The organism is Collinsella ihumii (assembly GCF_900046475.1).
Lineage (GTDB): Bacteria > Actinomycetota > Coriobacteriia > Coriobacteriales > Coriobacteriaceae > Collinsella > Collinsella ihumii.
Genome location: NZ_FCOU01000002.1, coordinates 27,306 through 47,720, shown reverse-complemented (window position 1 = coordinate 47,720; position 20,415 = coordinate 27,306). Strand labels below are relative to the sequence as shown.

The following is a 20,415-nucleotide window of genomic DNA, read 5'->3' as shown; positions in this document are numbered from 1 at the left end:
GGTATTTCCTGGCGGTGAACGGTCTGTTTCCGGTCCCTGAACGGTATGGCCGTTTACACCTTGCCTCCGCTCTAACGCGTTAAAGCGTTATAGTGTTGTGGCGGGCACAGTATAGCGATTGTTCATTTGCTGTCTGTGCCGCGAGGAGGATTTTGGCTGCACTACATCAAATGCGCCAATGCGTGGAGTGTTCTCGGTGCGAAAGGAGTCTGTAATGGACAAAGAGAACAAGAACATGACGTGGTCGGACTCCGGTGTGACTCGTCGCGGGTTCGTGGGTGCCGTGGCTGCCGGTGCCGCGACCGTCCGTCGCGGGCCTCGGCCTCGCCGGCTGCGGCGGCGGTGGCGACACCTCGACCGGCACTGACACCGGCTCGGCTTCCGGCGACGGCGGATCCAACGTCGAGACGATCGAGGCCGACGAGGAGGGCTTCGTCGTTCGCGCCACCAAGACCGACGGCAAGGCTCCCAAGAACGAGTGCATCCTGGCCTTCGAGGGCGAGTTCCAGGAGATGCACCCCATGGACTGGTCCGACGGCAACTCGGGCAACGTCGTCTACTACATCTACGACTCGCTCTATGACCTGGATGAGAACTATGAGTACGCTCCCCGCGCCGCCGCGAGCTACGAGGTCTCCGACGACGCGTGCACCTACACGTTCCATCTGAACGAGGGCATCACCTTCACCGACGGCGCCCCGCTGAACGCCGAGGCCGTCGTCGCCAACTACGAGGCAGCGATCAACCCCGAGAACAACTGGCGTCGTCGTCGTACGTTCATCGAGACCATCGACGAGAACACCGAGAACACCCGCGTCGATTCCTGCACCGCCGTGGATGAGCTCACCGTTCAGTTCCACCTGCCCGAGCCCTATGCTCCGTTCATGAACTCCATGACGCAGTTCTACCTCATCTCCCCGACTGCGCTTGCCGACTCCAGCTGGGATTACTCCAAGCAGTCCGCAGGTTCCGGTCCCTACATCCTCGAGGAGTATGCGCAGGGCGATCACGTCTCCATCGTCCGCAACGAGGATTACTGGGGCGAGGCTCCCTCCATCGACCGCATCGACTTCCGCGTCGTGCCCGAGGCCGGCTCCCGTATCGCCGCCCTGCAGACCGGTGAGGCCACGGCCATCTACCCGATGCCGACCGACCAGGTCGCCACGGTGCGCTCCGCCGGCGACATCAACATGATCTCGATCCCCTCGACGACCATGCGTTATGTCACGCTCAACACCAACTACGAGCCGCTGTCCGACGTCCGCGTGCGCCAGGCCCTGAACTATGCGTTCAACCAGGACGAGTACGTCAACGTCATGTACTCCGGCGCCGCGACGCCCGCGACCTCCTGCCTGCCCGAGCTCGTCCCCGGCTACAAGGCGCAGACGCCGTACGACACCGACATCGACAAGGCCAAGAGCCTGCTCGAGGAGGCCGGCTACGCCGACGGCTTCGAGGTCTCCATCATCTGCGACAACTCCACGCAGGAGACTAAGGGCGCCACGTTCGTCATGCAGCAGCTCGAGAAGATCGGCGTCACGGTGAACGTCCTGCCCAACGAGGCTGCCACCAACGCCGAGATCGCCGCTGAGCCCGAGGACACCACCGAGCTCCAGATGTGGTACGTCAACTGGTCCCAGTCCGACCCCGACGGCTTCCTGCGCTCGCTGCTCTCCAGCGCCATGGTCCCGCCGACCGGCTACAACACCGCCTTCTGGAAGAACGACGAGTTCGACTCCGAGCTCGAGGCCGGCAACGCCGCCCCGACCGAGGAGGAGCAGAACGAGCACTACGGCAAGTGCCAGGACATCGCTTGGGAGGAGTGCCCGTGGCTGTTCCTCGCCAGCGACAACACCCTCCTGTCCTACAAGGCGTACCTCAACGGCATCAAGTACGTCGCCCAGGGTATCGACGTCATTCACGCGACCCTGAACGTCTAGTGTTGATTACGTCCTGAGTTTCACATCGAGGGTGTTGGGTGGCTGCCAGCCTCTGATTTCAGGGGCTGGCAGCCCCCGTGTCTCCCCGATACGACACAAAGGGAGGGAACTACATGGGGAAATACGCTGTTAAACGCGTCCTGAGCATGATTCCGCTCTTGATCGTCATTTCCATCATCATCTTCATGTTCGTCCGCCTCATTCCTGGCGACCCTGCGCGTCAGATCGGCGGCCCCACGGCGACGATCGGCGAGATCGAGAACATCCGTCGCGAGCTCGGCCTCGACCAGCCGCTCGTTCCGCAGTATCTCCAGTGGATCACCGGCATCTTCCAGGGCGACCTGGGCCATTCGTTCACGAACAACACGTCCGTGGCCGAGCTACTCGCCCCGCGTCTGCCCATCACCATCTACCTGACGATCTGCTCGATCACCTGGTCGGTCATCATCGGCATCATCATCGGTGTCATCGCGGCCATCAACCGCGGCCGTGCGCTCGACCTGCTCGGCATGCTCATCGCCATCGCCGGCATCTCGCTGCCGAACTTCTGGCTCGGCCTGCAGCTCATGCAGATCTTCTCGGTCAACCTGGGCATCTTCCCCACGGGCGGCCTCGAGGACTGGCGCGGCTACGTGCTGCCCTCGATCGCCATGGGCGCGGGCATCATGGCGATCCTCGCGCGTGTGACCCGTTCGTCCATGATCGAGAACCTCGGCAAGGACTACATCCGCACCGCGCGCGCCAAGGGCCTGCCCGAGCCGCGCGTCATCATGGTGCACGCCTTCAAGAACTCCTCGATCGACATCATCACCGTGACCGCGCTGCAGATCGGCGCCCTGATCGCCGGTTCCGTCGTGGTCGAGAGCGTGTTCTCGATTCCGGGCATGGGCCGTCTGCTCGTCGACTCTATCGGCTTCCGCGACTATGAGGTCGTGCAGGCGCTCATCTTGTTCTTCTCGTTCGAGTACATGGTGATCAACTTGCTTGCCGACATCTTGTACGCCGTCATCAACCCGCGCGTGAGATACGAATAGGAGGCGATACCATGGCTGATACCAACGCAACCACCGCTCAGGCCCTGTCTGCTGAGGAGCTGCCCAAGGCGCAAAATCCTACCGTGCAGTTCATTAAGAAGTTCCTGCGCCGTAAGACCGCGGTGCTTGGCTTCCTGTTCATCGTGTTCATCTTGATCATGGCTGTCATCGGCCCGTCGATCGTTCCCTATGATCCCAACGCGTACGACTACGGCGCGATTCTGGCCGGCCCGTCGGCCACGCACATCTGGGGCACCGACGAGTTTGGCCGCGACGTCTTCAGCCGTATCCTTGCGGGCACGCAGCTGTCGCTCGGCACGGCGCTCACCGCTTCGATTCTCGGTACGGCGGGCGGCGTCGTCCTCGGCCTGATCGCGGGCTTCTTCGGCGGCATCGCCGACTCGATCATCATGCGCATCTGCGACGTCATGTTCGCGTTCCCCTCGATCCTGCTCGCCATCGCCATCGTGGCCATCATCGGCCCGGGAATCACGAACATCATGATCGGCCTGGCCGTCTTCACGGTGCCGTCCTTTGCGCGCATCATCCGCGGCGCGGTGCTCGAGGTCCGCGGCGAGCTCTACGTCGAGGTCGCCCAGTCCATCGGCTGCTCGCCGGCGCGCACGATGTTCGTGCACATCTTCCCGGGCACCATGCAGGCGCTCATCGTCAACTTCACCATGAACGTGGGTGGCGCCATCCTTTCGGCCTCCTCGCTGTCGTTCCTCGGCTTCGGCGCGAACGTCACGCAGGCGGAGTGGGGCGCTATTCTGTCCCAGGGCCGCAACTATCTGGCGATTGCCCCGCACCTCGTCCTGTTCCCCGGTTTGGTGATCTTCCTGACCGTGTTGGCCTTCAACCTGTTCGGCGACGGCCTGCGCGACACGCTCGATCCCAAGCTCAACTAGTCGGAGGTCCTCATGGCTGAACCCTTGCTTGAGGTCAAGGACCTCAGAACAGAATTCAAGCGCGGCAAGAAAGACTGGATTACCGCCGTCAACGGCGTGTCGTTTTCGGTCAACGCCGGCGAGATCGTCGGTCTGGTAGGCGAGTCGGGCTGCGGCAAGTCCGTCACCTCGATGTCGGTCATGCGTCTGCACAACAAGCTGTCGACGCGTATCTCCGGTGACATCGTCTTCGGCGGCAAGCACATCCTCGAGCTTTCCGAGGCCGAGATGCAGAGCATCCGCGGCAACGAGATCTCGATGATCTTCCAGGAGCCCATGAGCGCGCTCGACCCCATCATGCGCATCGAGAACCAGCTCATCGAGGCGATCTCCCTGCACAACAAGGAGCTTTCCAAAGACGAGTTGCATAAGCGCTGCGTTTCCGCGCTAAAGCTCGTGGGTATTCCCGAGCCCGAGATGACGCTGCGCAACTATCCGCACGAGCTGTCGGGCGGCATGTGCCAGCGCGTCATGATCGCTATGGCTATGTCCTGCGAGCCCAAGCTGCTCATCGCCGACGAGCCCACCACCGCTCTCGACGTGACCATTCAGGCGCAGATCTTGGCGCTCATGGAGGACATCCGCAACAAGCGCAACACGGGTATCCTGATGATCACCCATGACCTGGGTGTCGTCGCCGAGACCTGCAGCCGCGTCATTGTCATGTACGCCGGCAACATCGTGGAGGAGGCCCCGGTCAAGGAGCTGTTCTCCAACCCGCAGCATCCCTACACGCAGGGCCTTATCGAGTCCGTGCCCAAGCTCGGCCGCCGTGTGCACCGTCTGCCGTCCATTCCCGGCTCCGTGCCCGATCTGGCCGCCATGCCCTCGGGCTGCCGCTTTGCCCCGCGCTGCAAGTACGCGCAGGCTTCGTGCTCCGAGGCGCTGCCCAAGCTCGTCAAGGTCGCTGAGAACCACTACGCAGCTTGCCCGTTCCACACCAATGCACGAAAGGAGGCGTAAGCGATGGCACAAGCAACCGAACCCTTGCTGTCGGTCAAGAACCTGAGCAAGCGCTTCCCCGTGGGCAAGAACTTCTTCGGCAAAGCGAACAAGTGGGTCCACGCGGTCAACAACGTCAGCTTTGACATCATGCCGGGCGAGACGTTCTCGCTGGTCGGCGAGTCCGGCTGCGGCAAGTCCACCACGAGCCGCCTCATCAACCGCCTGATTACCCCCGACTCCGGCGAGATCATCTTCGACGGTCAGGACATCGCGAAGATCTCTGCCAAGGAGATGCGTCCGCTGCGCTCCAAGATGCAGATGGTGTTCCAGGACCCGTATGGCTCGCTGAACCCGCGCATGAGGGTTCAGGACATCATCGCCGAGCCGCTGCTCGTGCACACCAAGATGAGCCCCGGCGAGCGCCTGAAGCGCGTCCACGAGCTGCTCGAGGTCGTCGGCCTGCCGCCCACGCACGGCGAGCGCTATCCGCACGAGTTCTCCGGCGGCCAGCGCCAGCGCATCGGCATCGCCCGCGCCCTGTCGGTCAACCCCAAGCTCATCATGGCCGACGAGCCGGTTTCCGCCCTCGACGTGTCCATTCAGGCACAGGTTTTGAACCTGCTGCGCGACGTGCAGGAGCAGTACAACCTGACCTACCTGTTCATCTCCCATGACCTCGCCGTCGTCGAGATGATCTCCGATCGCATCGGCGTCATGTATCTGGGCACCATGATGGAGGTTGCGCCCAACGAGGAGCTCTACAGCAACCCGCAGCACCCCTATACGCAGGCTCTGTTGTCGGCCGTGCCTATTCCCGACCCCACGATCGAGAAGAAGCATGTGCTGATCGAGGGCGACCTGCCGAGCCCCACCAACATCCCGAGCGGCTGCCCGTTCCACACGCGCTGCCCACATGCGACGGAGAAGTGCTCCGCGGAGGTCCCGCCGACCATCGAGGTCAAACCGGGTCACTTCGTGAACTGCCACTATCCGGGCCGCGAGCTGTAAATCGGACCAAGGCGCCCGCCGAATACGGCGGGCGCTTTTTTGTGCGTGCCGATGGGTTGGAACGAACCCGTCCCCAAACGACCCATCGGCGCGCTAGATGCAGAAGCCCGGCAGGATGCCCGCGGTGTCGGTGCAGGCGGCGGCGAAATGGAACGGATCTCCGTTCGGGCCCACGCGGTTGAAGGTCACGATACCGTCGGCGAGCGACACGTCCGGGCTCGCGCTGCGTAGCCACCAGTAGTCCGCCTCGTCTTCGAGCTGGCGAACCAGGCAGTCCGCATTGGACTGCGGCATGACGTTTTGCTGCTCGAAGTAATCGTACTGCGAGCCCTCGGAGTTCAGGATGTCGGCGAGGAAGCGATAGCCTTCGTTGAAGGAGAGGCGGGCCCGCTCGCCGGCGAGCTCACAGTAGCTGAACAGCCACAGGGACTCCTCGGTTGCCGTCACGCAGGAGGGGTCCTCGGTGCCGCCGACGTTGTTGGTGTACTTGCGAACCGGGACGATGCGCTCGCGCAGCTCGGCGGGAAGCTTGTCCATGACGCTCGTGTTGAGGTATGCGCGCATATCGGAGGCCTCCCAGCCCCCATCGTCGTATGCGGCGTCGTTCATGGGCCTCGTGCTCAAGATCTCGCTGAACATGAACGTGAGGCCCGCGTAACCCGAGCTGTCGGCAAGCTCATCGTGGTTGATGCCCACGATCTGCACCTCATGGGGCATGCCGTCGTATTCGACCGATTTGCGCTGCGTGGAGATGAGCCTGCCGTCCTGGTCGACCAGTCCATAGCTTCGTGCAACCTCGATGGCGTCGGAGGGCGTTTCTGCCTGGGCGATCTGCTTCGAGATGTCGGACAGCTCGGCCCAGGTATAGGTGTCGAGCGATTTGGGCTTAAGGAGGCCGAACCCGCGCGTGATGACGGCGGCGCCCGAGAGCGCGGTGATGCCGATGCCGCTGAGCGCGCCGATCACGAAACTGCGGCGGGAGATGCCGCGCGTGCTCGCTGCGGGCGCATCCGTCGTGCCGGCGCCGTCTGAGGCGAGCCGATCGTCGACGGGTGCCGTGTCCTGCTGGCCGAGCGAGGCCTCGATACCCGCGCCGTTCATGGTGAGGTGGGAGCCCGCTTCGAGAGGGTTGCCCGATGCGGCGGGCGCGTTCGCAGCGGGCGCGTGGTGCTCGGAGTCCTCTGAGGCCGGGGCACCCGCCCACGCGCTCAGCCGGGACAGAAGGTCTTCGGCGGAGATGCGCTGGTCCTGCTCGCGCGCGAGGCCCGCCATGATGGCCGCGCACAGCTCCTCGTCGCGGGGGCTGCGCGGCACGAGCGGCATGGGATCGTTGTCGACCTTGACGCGATAGGGGGAGGCGGCGAGCAGCATGCCGCGGCCGTACGGGGTGGTCTGCGCGTAGAGTTCGTACAGGATGCTGCAGAGGGCGTACGTGTCGATGGAGGCCGACGAGCGTAGCGCGGCGAGCGCCGGCACGTCGCGCGCCAGCATCTCGGGCGGAGCGTAGTCGGGCGTGCCGTTGCGCCAGATGTTCTCGACCAAGGTGAGCGAGGTGTCGCCGGTGACGATGGTGGCGCTGCCCAGGTCGACCAGACAGATATCGAAGGCGTTGCTCGCGGTCTGCTCCTCCAGGGGCACCTGGCTCGTGCGCAGCATGATGTTGCGCGGGGACAGGTCGCGATGGACAAAGCGCTCGTCGAGCGCCTTGGCGGAGATGAGCACGTTCAGGACGGACATGCCGATCCCGGCGACCGTGCGGCCCTTGATGCGCCCGTAGATGTCGGCGGGGAACTGCGGCGTGGCCTCGTTCAGCGTGAAGCCCTCGACCCACTCCATCAAGATCGCGGGCACGTCCTCGATGACGCCGTAGCCGTACAGCTTGGGAAACCCGCTGAGATGCGACACGACGGTCTGCGCGCGGTACTCCTCGGCGAACTTGCGGACGCGGACCGGCAGCAGGCGCTCGCGCTCCTCGCCTTCGAGATCGTCGGCTTTGAGCACCTTGAGGGCGAACGGGGAGCACTCGGTGTTGCTCACGCGGTACACGGTGCTCGACGCGCCCTTGCGAGGCGCATACTGGCTGTCGACAAGCAGCGTCATATAGCGCCTGCGCGTAGCCTCCTCCTCGTCAGGTGCCACGGCGAACGCGGTGTCGAACGAGGAGAACTCGATGAGCTGATGGGGCTGTAGGGGATGAGGTGCCATGATGTGCTGCCTAACCGAGAAGATGACGTGCGGGGTCTCGCATCGATTGTACGGCGATGCGACCGTGCTCCTGTTGCGCAACAACAGGGGGTCCGTTAAGATCAGCCGACGCTGAGCTTCATGACCAGGAAGCGCGTGGTTGAGCCCAGGCAGAGGATGTCGCTGTTGCGCAGCTCGAACGGCTCGCTTGCGAAGGGCTCGCGCGATTCGGCCTGGGCGTCGGCGATGATGTGCACGGACTTGTCGGCACCGGAGATCACGCGGGTGCCGTTGGTCGAGTTCAGGTCGGCGACGAGCCAGCGGCCGTCTTCGCGCCAGATGCGCACGTGCTGCCGCGAGACGTCGGCGTCGACGTCGGCGATGGAGTGCGGCCCGTTGGGCAGGCAACCGATGATGGTGCCCGCCGGGTCGCACGACAGCTCGTGGATGGGCGGACGAAAGGCGCCGTTGACCAGGCGGACCAGGCCCAGGCGCGTCTCATGGGCGGCCGAGGCGGCCTGCGGTCGCGGGGCCTCGTCCCCGACCAGGGTGTCGAGCGAGGTGGCAAGCTCGCTTGCCGCGAAGGCGTCGATGGCGTCGATTGCCGCGCGCGGGTCCGCCAGGCACCCGACGATGACGAAGAGCATGACGAGCAGCAGGGCGCGGTCGCTTTCGAGCTCAAGATGAAGGGACATGATCTTGCGCACGACGTTGCCGTACGGGATGGCATCGATGTCGTTGGAGGTCAGCGCGTCGCACATGCAGGTCGCGGCGGCGCCGCGGTAGTGGGCGATGACCTCGGAGCAGCCCGCCTGCCCTCCGCCGCGCGCCGCGATCAGGCGCGAGGTGATCTTCTTGGCGGCGACGGGAAAGTCGGAAAAGAGCTCGGGATGCAGGGAACCGGGCTCGGCGTGGACGATCTCGCGCGACAGGAACGTGCGGTCGTCGATGCGTGCCGAAAGGGTTTTTCCGCCGATGGAGACCGACCCGTCGAACAGGACGGTCGCGGTGTCGCGGTGCGCGATGCCACCGAATTGGCGCAGGTCGGTGTACATGACTGAGCTTGGAGTGTCTGTCGCCATGTCCTGACCTCCTCGAATTCGAACGAAATACAGTCAACATAGCACGAATGCACAGAGCGCGGCAAATGCGGAAACGGACTGGTAGCAGCGGGTGGAGGGTCGGGTTTTCCAGGGGAGCCGACGATCGATCCGCTCCGTGCGGGGTGCCCGCATCTGCGTCATGCCCCCTTGAAATACTCGCACCGGTTCCAGATTGTGCGAAAAACGCCATGTTGCGCAACAACGCGGACGAAAAAGCCTTCACACTGGTATCGAGGCGGCCCCGGGACTCGTGCCGATGGAAACCTTGTGCGATGGCGTTTTACTCTCGTGTCCCGGGGCGCGGCTCTCTGCTCGCGCTACCATAGACTGCACGCAAGACAATGCCTGCGGCTATGGGGGAGAAACAATCGTGAACCAAAACCTGTCGATGCGTCAGTCGGTGCTGGTCGGCGTGACGCTGTTTTCAATGTTCTTCGGGGCGGGAAACCTTATCCTGCCGCCCCTGCTTGCCCTGCAGGCGGGTGCCGAGGCCGTTCCCGCCATGATCGGATTCCTTGTCGCCGCGATCGGCCTGCCGGTGCTGGGCATCGTCGCGGTGGCGCTGGCCGGCACCGCGCGCGAGCTCGCCGGGCGCGTCCATCCGATCTTCGCCCGCATCTTCGTGGCGGCGGTGTATCTGGCGATCGGGCCGTGCCTCGCCATCCCGCGCACGTCCTCGACGGCGTTCGAGATGCTGAGCCCCCTGCTGCCCGCAGAGGTGCCCGTCGAGGCCGCCCAGCTCGCCTTCTCGGTGCTGTTCTTCGTGGCAGCCTATCTGCTCGCCATGCATCCCGGGCGCCTGACCCGTCTGCTCGGCCGCGTGACCGGGCCCGCGCTCATCCTGCTGATCGTGGCGGTGACGGCCGCTGCGCTGGTGTCGCCGATGCCCCAGGCTCCGGCTCCGGTCGCCCCGTATGACGCCGGCGCTCCCGTGCAGGGCTTTCTGGTGGGGTACCAGACCATGGACCTGCTCGCGTCGCTGACGTTCGGCATCGTGATCGCCACGAACATCCGCGAGATGGGGGTGACCGAGCCCCGCTCGCTCATGGGCGCCATCTCCCGTGCTGGCGTGTTCGCGGGCACGCTCATGGCGCTCATCTACTGCGGGCTCGCCTATGTGGGCGCCGGTATGGCGCAGCAGCTCCCCGACGCCACCAACGGTGCCGCGGTGCTCACCGCCTCGGCGACGCTGCATTTCGGTGTCGTGGGGACGGTGGTGGTCGCCGCCATCTTCCTGCTTGCGTGCCTGAACGTCTGCATCGGTCTTATCAGCTGCTGCGGCACGTATTTCTCCGAGGAGCTGCCGCGGGTCTCGTACCGCGTCTGCGCGCTCGTATTCGCCGCGTTCTCGTGCATCGTGTCGAACTTCGGCCTCGATGCCATCCTTGCGTTCTCGGTGCCGCTTCTTGGCGCTCTGTATCCCATCGCCATCGTACTGGTCGCCATGGGCATGCTGCACACGCTGTGCGACCGCGTGCCGCTGGTGTGGCCGTGGGTGGTGGGCGTGACCGCGGTCGTGAGCGTGACGGGCGCGCTGCGCGATGCCTTTGCTGCCGGCACATGGCTTCCGATCGACCTGCTGCCCTTTGCCGGCATGGGGCTCGGCTGGATTGCGCCGGCGCTTGCGGCAGCGCTGATCGGGGTCCTGTGCTCAAAGTTGTCTCGGCGCTGACGACGCCAAGAGACGGGTCGGAACGAACCCGTCCCCAATCAACTCCTGAGGCCGCTCCCCTCTGCGCCGGCCAGCGCAGAGGGGAGCGTTCATTCATGAATAAGTACGGGGGTCATTCTTTCCAATCCTGGGGAAACGCCGGATCGACCCTTCTACGTTCATGAATAAACGCCCCGGCGGCTCGGAAGAGACCCATTTTGCCATGTCATGCATACAGGGTTCGACCGATTCTCTCAGCTAGCCGCAGGACAGCGCCTGACGTTGGATAATGGATGTGAAACATGGGCTACGACGGGCGAGAGGGCGAGGGCTTCATGATCGAAGATTACCGCAAGGCGCGAAAAGCGGGACTACGGCAGGTCCAGCAAGATGTCTCCGCAGGCAGGTATCCGTACCCGCCCGCCCTGAGCGAAATCATCAAAGACCGGGGCTATCAGGGCGAGGTGCCCATCGGCGTCGTCGAGGTCGACATGGCGCTGATCGCGGGCACGCGGACCCAGGGCCGCCAGAACTCGTTTTCCCGCGGGTTCATGCCCCTGCTCGAGGAGACCTCGGAGTTCGCCGCCAAGTGGAGCGCGCTGATCGACTCCCAGCGCGAGGAGGGCCTGCGCGACCCCATCATCGTCTACGAGTACATGCAGCGGTTCTACGTGCAGGAGGGCAACAAGCGCGTATCGGTGATGCGCTACCTCGAGATGCCGACGATCACGGCGAGCGTCACGCGCATGCTGCCCATGCCGTCGGACTCCAAAGAGTCTCGCATCTACCAGGAGTTCCTGCGCTTCTACCGCGTGTGTCCCATCTACGGCATCACCTTCTCGGAGGAGGGCTCCTACGAGCGCTTGGCGATCTTCGCCGGGCAGGATCTCGACCACCCGTGGCCCGATGAGTGCGTGGCCGACCTGCGCGCCTCCTTCGGCAGCTTCGCAGAGGCGTTCTCCAAGCGGCACGGCGAGTCGCTCGGTATCACCTCGGGCGACGCGTACCTGATCTACCTCAAGCTCTACGGGTTCGAGCTCGCGGTCTGCGCCTCTCCGGTCGAGATTGCCGATAGGCTCGGCCGCATCTGGGGCGAGCTGCGCGTCACGATCAACCAGGACGCCATCGCCTATCTCGAGACGCCGACGGAGCCTGCGTCCCGGGGCGGCATCATCTCGGATTTGAAGGGGCTCTACAAGAACAGGCTCTTCCCCAAGCCGCTGCGGATCGCGTTCATCTACGAGCGCAGCCCGCAGACATCCGGATGGGCGGCTGCGCACGACCGCGGCCGTATCGAGCTCGAGCGCGCGTCGGGCGGCACGGTGGAGACCACGGTGTTCACCGACTGCGCGTCCGACGAGGCGTTCGATCGCGCGGTGGAGCGGGCGGTGGCGGAGCAAGACAACCTCATCGTGACCAACGTGCCCACGCAGGCGACGCAGGCCCTGCGCGCTGCGGTCAGGTATCCGCAGCTCAAGGTGCTCAACTGCTCGGTCAGCCTGTCGTATGGTGCCGTGCGCACGTTCAGCACCAAGACCTATGAGGTCAAGTTCCTACTGGGCGCGCTCGCGGCAAGCCTGTCGGACAACCACCGCGTGGGGTACGTGGCGGATTCCCCCGTGTACGGGACGGTGGCGGGTATCAACGCGTTCGCCATCGGAGCGCAGACGGTCGACCCGCACGCGACGGTGTATCTCAAGTGGTATTCGGCCAAAGACTACGATTGGCGCCGCGAGCTGCACGAGAGCGACGTGCGCATCGTCTGCGCGCGCGATGTGCCCAACCCGGGCAACCCGGATGAGTCGTGGGGTCTGTATCTGGTCGAGCACGACGGCACCGAGGTGCACCTCGGCGAACCGGTCTGGGAGTGGGGGCGCTACTACGAGCGCATCGTCCAGTCCATCCGCGATGACTCGTGGCAGCGCGAGCGCGACGAGCTGCACGACCGCGCGCTGAACTACTGGTGGGGCCTGTCGTCCGGCGTTATGGACGTGCACATCTGCGATTGCGTGCCCGCCCGCCAGCGCAGCCTGGTTGAGATCTTCAAGCAGAGTATGCTGAGCGGCCAGACTCATCCGTTCGCCGGGGAGCTCAAAAGCCAGACGGGGCTCGTGCAGCCGTCCGGCGCGGGGCGCCTTTCGAGCATGCAGATCGCGCGCATGGCATGGCTGAACCAAAACATCGTCGGGCGCCTTCCCGAGGTGCGCGAGCTGTCGGACCGCGGCCTCGACGAGGTGGTCGCCGGCGGCGTGATCCCGGTCAACCCCACCTTGGCCGCCCGGCGCGAGGTCAAGCGATGAAGATCCTCGCCATCTCCGATGTCGAGGAGGCGTGGCTGACCGACCATTTCGACAAGGAGCGCCTGCAGGGCGTCGAGCTCATCATCTCTTGCGGCGACCTGCCGGCGCGTTATCTCGAGCACGTGGTGACGCTCGCCAACGTTCCGCTCGTGTACGTATGGGGCAACCACGATATGGGCTATGTCGAGCATCCGCCGCAGGGGTGCATCTCGATCGAGGGGCACCTGCGCGATTTCCATGGCATCCGCATCATGGGCGTCGGCGGCTCGCTCAGGTACAACGAGCGAGTGTTCGGCTTTACCGAGGCTGAGATGCGCAGGCGAATCGGGCGCCTGGCCCTCATGGCGCGCGCGACGGGCGGGGTCGACATCCTCGTCACGCACGCGCCCATCCGCGGTCTCGGCGATATGGAGGACATGCCCCATCGGGGATTCGAGTCGTTTGGCTACTACGTCGACAAGCTACGGCCCGCCTTCATGCTGCACGGGCATGTGCATCTGAACTACGGCCGCGTCGAGCGCGCGCTCGAGCATCCGTGCGGCACGCAGGTTATCAACGCGTGCGGCTCCTATATCTTCGACTTCCCCGATGACAGGATTCGCGCGCGCGACCCCTTCCCGGTCATGTCGATCGCCTAGCCGATGCAATTTCGGGGACGTACCTTCAGCGTGCATGCGCGCAGAGCAGCTCTGCGCGCATGCACGCTGAAGGTACGTCCCCGAAATTGCATCGGCTAGGCGCAGATGAGGCGGACCTGCTCCTCGATCTCGCTTCGCTGGGCGTCCGAGAGCGCGCCGTCGCAGACCAGCGCGGTCAGATCGGACAGTCCGAAGAAGGCGTAGAAGTCGCGGCGCCCCAGCTTGCTGGCATCGCTCACGGCGTAGCGCTCGCGCGCCTTTGTCAGCACGAGGCGCTGGATGCGGCCCTCGTCCATGTCGGCGCAGAACAGCGATCCGCCCGATATCCCGTTGGCGCCGATGAAGGCCTTGTCGATGCCGAGCGGGGAGACGGCGTCTTCTGCCATCGCGCCCACGAAGCATCCGGTCTGCTGCCGGTAGAGGCCGCCCACCAGGTACAGCTCGCAATGCTCGCGGTGCTCGAGCAGCTTGAAGGCCGACAGGCTGTTCGTGATGACGCGCAGCCGGATATCGGGCAGAAAGCGCGCCATATGCTCTACGGTCGTGCCCGCGCCGAGAAAGACGGTGTCGGACGGCTCGATCAGCTCGATCGCCCGCTGGGCAACGCGCTGCTTCTCCTCGCTGCGCAGACGCCGCTTCTCGGTGTGCGAGTACTCGCGCAGAAGCGGGATGCCCGCCGCAGAGAACGATTCCCTGACGGCGGCGGGCATGCGCGCGCCGCCGTAGACGCGCTCGACGATGCCGCGCTCGGCGAGCTCCTCGAGATCGCGCCGGACGGTCATGTCCGACACGTCGAGGGCCTGCGCGATGGCGGATACGGATTCCGTGCTGCCGCCCGCCAGGCGCGCGATGATCTGTTCCTGTCGTTCCGCTTTGAGCATGGATGCCTCCTTTGATTCATTTGAACACAAACGAACAAAGTCGCGCAAGATTTTTGCGAATGGTGCCAAAGACTCCGTGAGCGCGAGCGACAGCGGGCGGACGGCGCGCGCATGTATACATCATGCGACCTCTTTTTGCGCCCGTTCCGATGGAAGCGCGAACCTCGCAGGTAAACGAAGCGAAATTGAGTCCATATACCACAGTGCCGCATCGTGGGGACGGCGTTGGCCGACATCGCGGACGCGCAGGGGCTCCCTTGTGGTACAGTCGGTGTAGATGAACAAACTCTTACAGGTATGAACACTATCGATCTATGCCGTCGATAGGGATGAAAGGTAGCAGCGCGGATTCCCCTGTACGGACCGCGCGCCGACAGATGAAAGGGGCCGTTCCATGAGTACCGTCGTATCCGAGCTCATCGATCGCTTCTCCGACCAGTTCGGGGAGGGCCGCACGCTGGCGCACGTCCACGCGCCCGCGCGCAGCGAGATCGCGGGCAACCACACCGACCACGAGGGAGGCCATGTGGTGGCAGGCGCGCTCGACGTCTCCATCGAGGGCGTCGCCGCGCTGAACGGCACCATGACGGCGCGCGTGGCGAGCGCGGGCTACGAGCCGTTCGAGCTCGACCTGTCCGATCTTGCCCCGCGCGAGGACGAGAAGGTCAGCACGGCGGGCCTGGTGCGCGGCATGGCGGCCGAGCTCGCGGCGACCGGGCGCGAGGTCCAGGGCTTCGACCTGGTCATGACGAGCGACATTCCCGGTGGCTCGGGCCTTTCGTCCTCTGCGGCCCTTGAGCTCGCGGTCGGCCGCGTCATGGAGACGCTGTGGCCGGGCTCCCCGGTGACGCCGACCGCCATGGCGCAATCGGCCCAGCGCTCCGAGAACATCTATTTCGGCAAGCCCTGCGGCCTCATGGACCAGCTGTCCGAGGCGCTCGGGGGCATCGCCCACATCGACTTCGCCGACCCGGCGAACCCGGTGTCCGAAAAGCTCGATTTCGATTTCGCTGACAAGGGCTACGCGCTGTGCCTGGCCTACATGGGCACCGACCACTCCGTGTCCACGGCAGACTACGCCGCCGTGCCCGGCGAGATGCAGGCTGTTGCCGCCGAGTTCGGCTGCACCCGCCTGTGCGAGGTTCCCGCGGAGCGCTTCGACGAGCGCGTGTCCGAGCTGCGCGCCAAGCTGGGAGACCGCCCGGTGCTGCGCGCGCTGCATTACTACATCGAGAATCGCCTGGTGGTCGAGCGCTTCGAAGCGCTGCGCACAGGCGACATCGACACGTTCCTCGACCTGACGCGCCGCTCGGGCGCGAGCTCGGGCATGTATCTGCAGAACGTCTCGTGCGGCGGCAACGATCAGCCCGCCATGGTCGCGCTTGCGCTTGCCGAGCACCTGCTGGGAGATGCCGGCGCCGTCCGCATCCACGGCGGCGGGTTCGGCGGCTCCATCCAGGCGTTCGTGCCGCTCGACATGGTCGACTTCTTCGTGCGCGGCATGGACGGCTGGCTGGGCGAGGGCAACTGCCGCACCTACCGCATCGCATCCGAGGGGGCGTATGCGCAATGGCTGTAGAGCGGGTCTACGACGCGGGGGCGCTCGCGTCCGATATCGAGGCGCTCGTGCGGCACGCCGTCCGCTGCGGTCTGGTGTCGCCGGCCGATGCCGTTTGGGCGTACAACACGGTGCTCGAAGCCGTCGGGGCGACCGGTCCCTCGGCCCCGGATGCGGCGATTTTCCTGCAGGCCGCCTATGCGACCTCTCCGACCGCGCGGCTGGGCGAGGATGCGCCGGTCGTTGCGGCGAGCGGCGACGACGCGTTCGATCTCGAGGGGACGGTCGCGCGCATCGCCGAAGCAGGCATCGCCAACGGCTGTGAGGAGGACACGCCCTCGGGCGCCGATCGCCTCGCCACGCGCGTCATGAACATCCTGATGCCCCGCCCCTCCGAGGTCGAGCGGACGTTTTCCACCCTGTATAGGGCCTATGGCCCCCGCACCGCCACCGACTGGTTCTACCGGATGAGCTGCGACAGCCGCTACGTGCGCCGCGCCGCCATCGCGCGGAACATCGCCTGGACGTCGTCGACCCCGTGGGGCGAGCTCGAGATCACCATCAACCTCTCCAAGCCGGAGAAGGACCCCAAGGCCATCGCCGCCGCGGGCGCCGCCCCGGCGACCGGCGAGGTCTACCCGGCCTGCCAGCTGTGCATGGAAAACGAGGGCTATCCCGGCCGCGGCGCCGGCGCGGCCCACGGCGCGCACCCCGCCCGCCAGAACCTGCGCATCCTGCCCATCACGCTGGGCGGGGAGCACTGGGGCCTGCAGTACAGCCCGTACGCGTACTTCGACGAGCACTGTATCGCCATGAGCGCCGAGCACCGCCTCATGCACGTGGACCGCGAGAACATGGGACGCCTGCTCGACTTCGTGGACCTGTTCGGGCACTACTTCATCGGCTCCAACGCGGACCTTCCCATCGTGGGCGGATCCATCCTGTCGCACGACCACTTCCAGGGCGGTCGCCATGTCTTCCCGATGATGAAGGCTCCGGCGGCGGGCGCGTTCGAGATGCCGGGATTCGACGACATCGCATGCGAGGTCGTGCGCTGGCCCATGAGCGTGCTGCGCCTGCGGGCCGCCGATCGCGAGCGCCTGCTCGACGCGGCGGCGCACGTGCTCGACGTCTGGCGCGCGTACAACGACCCGTCGGTGGGCATCCTCGCCTCGACGGTCGAGGACGGCGTCGAGGTGCGCCATAACACCATCACGCCCGTCGCCTGCAAAGACGGCTCCGACTACGTGCTCTACCTGGCCCTGCGCTGCAACATCACGACGCCCGAGCATCCCCTCGGCGTATTCCATCCCCACGCCGAGAGGCATCACATCAAAAAGGAGAACATCGGGCTCATCGAGGTCATGGGTCTTGCCATCCTGCCGCCTCGCCTGGTGGAGGAGCTCGGGGCCGTGCGCGGGCATCTGCTGGCGCACGCGGGCGCGAACGACCGCGCCGCGCTCGCCCGCGCGCTCGAATCCGATCCTTTGTGCGCCTCCCATGCCGCATGGGCGCTTGAGCTCGCCTGCGCGCATCCTGACATCGCGCCCGAGACGGCCGACCAGATCATCCGCGACGGCGTGAGCGACGTGTTCGCCGGCGTCCTGGAGGATGCGGGCGTCTTCAAATGGGACGAGCCGGGCCGTGCCGCCCTCGATCATTTCCTCGCCACGCTGTAACACACGTGCCGTATACAGCGTCGGTCCTGTAAGCAAGGTCCTCCGTGTCCAACCCCTGCGGACACGGAGGACCTTGCGTTGTTATGGGTTCGCTGGGGACGGGTTCGTTCCTGGGTTCGCTGGGGACGGGTTCGTTCCAACCCATGCAACAAAAAAGCCCCCGCACACGGCGGGGGCTTCTCATTAAAAGTCTACGCGTCGACACGCACGAAGCGGAAGCTGCGGCTCATGTAGAGCGCGGAGCTCACCGGAAGGGGCAGGCCCATGTCCATCAGCGCGTTGGCGGCAAAGACCTGGTCCATGTTGACCTCGCGGTACAGCGCGTCCGGGGTGAGCCCGCGCGGGACCACGTAGCGCGCCTCGCCGTAGCCCTCGGCGCGGGCGACCACGGCGTTCACGATGGCCTCGGCGCCGTCCTCGGAGACGAACTCCCATGCGTAGATGTCGTCGGTCGCGGGGTCGGTCAGGCGATAGTACAGGCCCTCGCGCACGAGCTGCTCGATCGAGCGGTGCTGGGCGATCTGGTTGCGAATGATCTCGCAGGCGCGCTCGGGAAGCTCGAGCAGGTCGAGCTCGTATCCAAAGCCGCCGCCCGCCATGGCCACCAGGCCGCGCGCGGACAGCGACACGGTGCGGCCGTTGACCTCGTTGGGGCAGGCGGACACATGCGCGCCCATGGTGGAGCACGGATAGCCGAACGACGTGCCGTACTGGATGGTCATGCGGTCGTGGCCATCGGTGTTGTCGCTCGTCCAGAACTGCGGCGCGTAGTGGAGCCAGCCCGCGTCGAAGCGGCCGCCGCCTGCGGCGCAGCCCTCGATCAGCAGGTTGGGGTAGCGCTGCACCAGGCGCTCGAGCACATCGTACAGGCCCAGGTAGTAGTCGTAGACGACGCGGCCCTGATCCGTGGCGGCGTGCGAGTAGATGTCGACCATGCTGCGGTTGAAATCCCACTTGAGGTACTCGATGTTGCCCTGGTCAAGCACCGAGCAGATTTGGGCGAAGATGTTCTCGCGCACGTCTTCGCGCGAGAAGTCGAGCACGAGCTGGTCGCGGCCGAGCGCGGGCGCTTTGCCCGGCACGGCGAGCGCCCAGTCGGGATGCGCGCGGTACAGGTCGGAATCCTCGTTGACCATCTCCGGCTCCATCCAGATGCCGAACTTGATGCCGAGCGCGTTGATCTTCTCGATGAGCTGGGCGAGCGTTCCGCCGAGCTTCTCCTCGTTGACCGACCAGTCGCCGAGCGCGCGGAAGTCGTCGTTGCGGTCGCCGAACCAGCCGTCGTCCATGACGAGCATGTCCATGCCCAGGTCGGCGGCCTTGGCGGCAAGACGCACGAGCTCGTCGCCGGTGAAGTTGAAGTAATGGGCCTCCCAGCTGTTCACGAGCACGGGGCGCGGGGCGTCGCGCCACGGGCCGCGGCAGATGTGCCGGCGGATGCAGCGGTGCAGGTTGTGGGAGAGGCGTTCCAGGCCCGCGCCCGAGTAGGTCATGATGACCTCGGGCGCCACGAGCTCGTCGCCGGGCTCCAGCGGATAGGAGAACAGCTCGTCGGAAAGGCCCATCTGCATGCGGATCTGCTGGTACTGGGTCTGCTCGACCTCGGCCTTGAAGTTGCCGCTGTACACGAACGTCATGGACCAGGCGCGGCCCGCCGTCTCGGTGGCGTCGCGGTCGCACAGGATCATGAACGGGTTGTATTGGTGCGAGGACTGGCCGCGGCGGCTGCTGACGGCAAAGGAGCCGGGCAGCACGCGCTGACGGCTGGGCTTGCGCTCCATGCAGTGCTGGCCGTTGAAGGTGATGACGTCGAAGTTGCCGTGGACGAAGTCTAAGCAAGCGCTCTGCAGCTTCTCGACGGTGACGCGGCCTTCGCTGCGGTTCTTCACGACGGCGGCGCGGCAGATGACGTCGATGGCGGGCAGCACGCCGTACAGCAGCTCGACCTCGAGGCCCAGCCGCTCGTCGGCAAGCGTGACGGACAGCGTCTGGGCGTCGTCTGCGTCCGCATCGGCGTAGGCGGCGGGCAGGCCGGCGAGCGCGTACTTGCCGCAGCGCACCTCGTGGCGCGCGTAGCGCAGGTCGCAGCCGAAGGTGCCCTGGGCGTCGCGGACGACCAGCAGCGGGCTGCGCAGGTCGCCGTTGCCCTGGAACGGGAACTCCTGGGGCAGGACGTCGAGCGAATAGGTGCGGTCCTTGACGTCGTGGGGCGTCGTGCAGCAGCCGCTGCGGTCGGCGAACGTGGGCAGATACGACATCTGGCCCTCGCTGCGCGCACCGTAGTACAGGTGCGTGAGGTACCCGACTTCGTCGACCTGCATCTGATAGGTCGTGTGTAGCGTGTGCAGCGTGAAGGTCCGCGTTGCATCATCAATGCGTATGGGCATCGTACCTCGCTTTATGAGATATTGGACACAGCAAGAAAACGGAGCCGGCTCTATGCCGAACCGCAGGTATTTTAAGGCACGTGGACCCCGCAAGCGGGGTCCACGTGGCAGGGGCTATAAGCTACACGAGCAGGACATATGTCGCATTTCCTACGTGTGC

14 protein-coding genes are annotated in these 20,415 nt (G+C 65.4%); 10 read left to right on the top strand and 4 right to left on the bottom strand.

Features of this window, described 5'->3' with window-relative positions:
- The first annotated feature begins 293 nt into the window (after positions 1 to 293).
- The 5 genes from BN3789_RS00815 (at position 294) to BN3789_RS00795 (ending at position 5,874) form a co-directional block, all read left to right on the top strand.
- Complete coding sequence (locus BN3789_RS00815; protein ID WP_229254091.1) at positions 294 to 1,940, top strand: ABC transporter substrate-binding protein; 1,647 nt, start codon at positions 294 to 296, stop codon at positions 1,938 to 1,940.
- Positions 1,941 to 2,053: 113 nt separating this feature from the next.
- Entirely contained in the window at positions 2,054 to 2,974 is a 921-nt protein-coding gene (locus BN3789_RS00810; protein ID WP_066828788.1) for an ABC transporter permease, read from the top strand.
- Positions 2,975 to 2,985: 11 nt separating this feature from the next.
- Positions 2,986 to 3,882, top strand: coding sequence for an ABC transporter permease (locus tag BN3789_RS00805; RefSeq protein WP_066828786.1), 897 nt, complete (start codon positions 2,986 to 2,988; stop codon positions 3,880 to 3,882).
- Positions 3,883 to 3,894: 12 nt separating this feature from the next.
- On the top strand, positions 3,895 to 4,884 hold the full coding sequence (locus BN3789_RS00800; protein WP_066828784.1) for an ABC transporter ATP-binding protein: 990 nt from the start codon (positions 3,895 to 3,897) through the stop codon (positions 4,882 to 4,884).
- A gap of 3 nt (positions 4,885 to 4,887) precedes the next feature.
- Positions 4,888 to 5,874, top strand: a complete 987-nt coding sequence (locus BN3789_RS00795) for an ABC transporter ATP-binding protein (protein ID WP_066828781.1) — start codon at positions 4,888 to 4,890, stop codon at positions 5,872 to 5,874.
- 93 nt (positions 5,875 to 5,967) lie between these two features.
- Here the strand turns inward: BN3789_RS00795 and BN3789_RS00790 are convergent, their stop codons facing one another.
- Both BN3789_RS00790 and BN3789_RS00785 read right to left on the bottom strand, forming a co-directional pair.
- The gene (locus BN3789_RS00790) at positions 5,968 to 8,079 is read right to left on the bottom strand and encodes a DUF6273 domain-containing protein (protein WP_147569463.1); all 2,112 of its coding nucleotides are present in this window, start codon (positions 8,077 to 8,079) and stop codon (positions 5,968 to 5,970) included.
- A 101-nt stretch (positions 8,080 to 8,180) separates the two neighbouring features.
- Positions 8,181 to 9,140 carry an FHA domain-containing protein gene (locus tag BN3789_RS00785; RefSeq protein ID WP_079988992.1) on the bottom strand — a complete coding sequence of 320 codons (960 nt, stop codon included), beginning with the start codon at positions 9,138 to 9,140 and terminating at the stop codon, positions 8,181 to 8,183.
- A 388-nt stretch (positions 9,141 to 9,528) separates the two neighbouring features.
- On the opposite strand from BN3789_RS00785, the gene brnQ reads away from it, so the two are divergent.
- The 3 genes from brnQ (at position 9,529) to BN3789_RS00770 (ending at position 13,750) form a co-directional block, all read left to right on the top strand.
- Complete coding sequence (gene brnQ / locus BN3789_RS00780) at positions 9,529 to 10,833, top strand: branched-chain amino acid transport system II carrier protein (protein ID WP_229254113.1); 1,305 nt, start codon at positions 9,529 to 9,531, stop codon at positions 10,831 to 10,833.
- 281 nt (positions 10,834 to 11,114) lie between these two features.
- Entirely contained in the window at positions 11,115 to 13,112 is a 1,998-nt protein-coding gene (locus BN3789_RS00775; RefSeq protein ID WP_229254088.1) for a BMP family ABC transporter substrate-binding protein, read from the top strand.
- Positions 13,109 to 13,750, top strand: coding sequence for a metallophosphoesterase family protein (locus tag BN3789_RS00770; protein ID WP_066828775.1), 642 nt, complete (start codon positions 13,109 to 13,111; stop codon positions 13,748 to 13,750). The genes BN3789_RS00775 and BN3789_RS00770 overlap by 4 nt, the downstream gene beginning before the upstream one ends.
- A gap of 95 nt (positions 13,751 to 13,845) precedes the next feature.
- Here the strand turns inward: BN3789_RS00770 and BN3789_RS00765 are convergent, their stop codons facing one another.
- Positions 13,846 to 14,631, bottom strand: a complete 786-nt coding sequence (locus tag BN3789_RS00765) for a DeoR/GlpR family DNA-binding transcription regulator (protein WP_079988990.1) — start codon at positions 14,629 to 14,631, stop codon at positions 13,846 to 13,848.
- Positions 14,632 to 15,025: 394 nt separating this feature from the next.
- Between BN3789_RS00765 and BN3789_RS00760 the strand changes: the two genes are divergently transcribed.
- Entirely contained in the window at positions 15,026 to 16,210 is a 1,185-nt protein-coding gene (locus tag BN3789_RS00760; RefSeq protein WP_066828773.1) for a galactokinase, read from the top strand.
- Positions 16,201 to 17,868 carry a UDP-glucose--hexose-1-phosphate uridylyltransferase gene (locus BN3789_RS00755; protein ID WP_066828768.1) on the top strand — a complete coding sequence of 556 codons (1,668 nt, stop codon included), beginning with the start codon at positions 16,201 to 16,203 and terminating at the stop codon, positions 17,866 to 17,868. The genes BN3789_RS00760 and BN3789_RS00755 overlap by 10 nt, the downstream gene beginning before the upstream one ends.
- Before the next feature lie 191 nt (positions 17,869 to 18,059).
- Here BN3789_RS00755 and BN3789_RS00750 read toward each other — a convergent pair whose 3' ends face one another.
- Positions 18,060 to 20,255 carry an alpha-galactosidase gene (locus BN3789_RS00750; protein WP_066828767.1) on the bottom strand — a complete coding sequence of 732 codons (2,196 nt, stop codon included), beginning with the start codon at positions 20,253 to 20,255 and terminating at the stop codon, positions 18,060 to 18,062.
- Positions 20,256 to 20,415: the final 160 nt, after the last annotated feature.

Excerpts from the sequence above, each read along its gene's own strand:
- BN3789_RS00810 (WP_066828788.1), top strand. The coding sequence starts at position 2,054 with ATGGGGAAATACGCTGTTAAACGCGTCCTGAGCATGATTCCGCTCTTG.
- BN3789_RS00805 (WP_066828786.1), top strand. The coding sequence starts at position 2,986 with ATGGCTGATACCAACGCAACCACCGCTCAGGCCCTGTCTGCTGAGGAG.
- BN3789_RS00800 (WP_066828784.1), top strand. The coding sequence starts at position 3,895 with ATGGCTGAACCCTTGCTTGAGGTCAAGGACCTCAGAACAGAATTCAAG.
- BN3789_RS00795 (WP_066828781.1), top strand. The coding sequence starts at position 4,888 with ATGGCACAAGCAACCGAACCCTTGCTGTCGGTCAAGAACCTGAGCAAG.
- BN3789_RS00790 (WP_147569463.1), bottom strand. The coding sequence starts at position 8,079 with ATGGCACCTCATCCCCTACAGCCCCATCAGCTCATCGAGTTCTCCTCG.
- BN3789_RS00785 (WP_079988992.1), bottom strand. The coding sequence starts at position 9,140 with ATGGCGACAGACACTCCAAGCTCAGTCATGTACACCGACCTGCGCCAA.
- BN3789_RS00775 (WP_229254088.1), top strand. The coding sequence starts at position 11,115 with ATGGGCTACGACGGGCGAGAGGGCGAGGGCTTCATGATCGAAGATTAC.
- BN3789_RS00770 (WP_066828775.1), top strand. The coding sequence starts at position 13,109 with ATGAAGATCCTCGCCATCTCCGATGTCGAGGAGGCGTGGCTGACCGAC.
- BN3789_RS00765 (WP_079988990.1), bottom strand. The coding sequence starts at position 14,631 with ATGCTCAAAGCGGAACGACAGGAACAGATCATCGCGCGCCTGGCGGGC.
- BN3789_RS00760 (WP_066828773.1), top strand. The coding sequence starts at position 15,026 with ATGAGTACCGTCGTATCCGAGCTCATCGATCGCTTCTCCGACCAGTTC.
- BN3789_RS00755 (WP_066828768.1), top strand. The coding sequence starts at position 16,201 with ATGGCTGTAGAGCGGGTCTACGACGCGGGGGCGCTCGCGTCCGATATC.
- BN3789_RS00750 (WP_066828767.1), bottom strand. The coding sequence starts at position 20,255 with ATGCCCATACGCATTGATGATGCAACGCGGACCTTCACGCTGCACACG.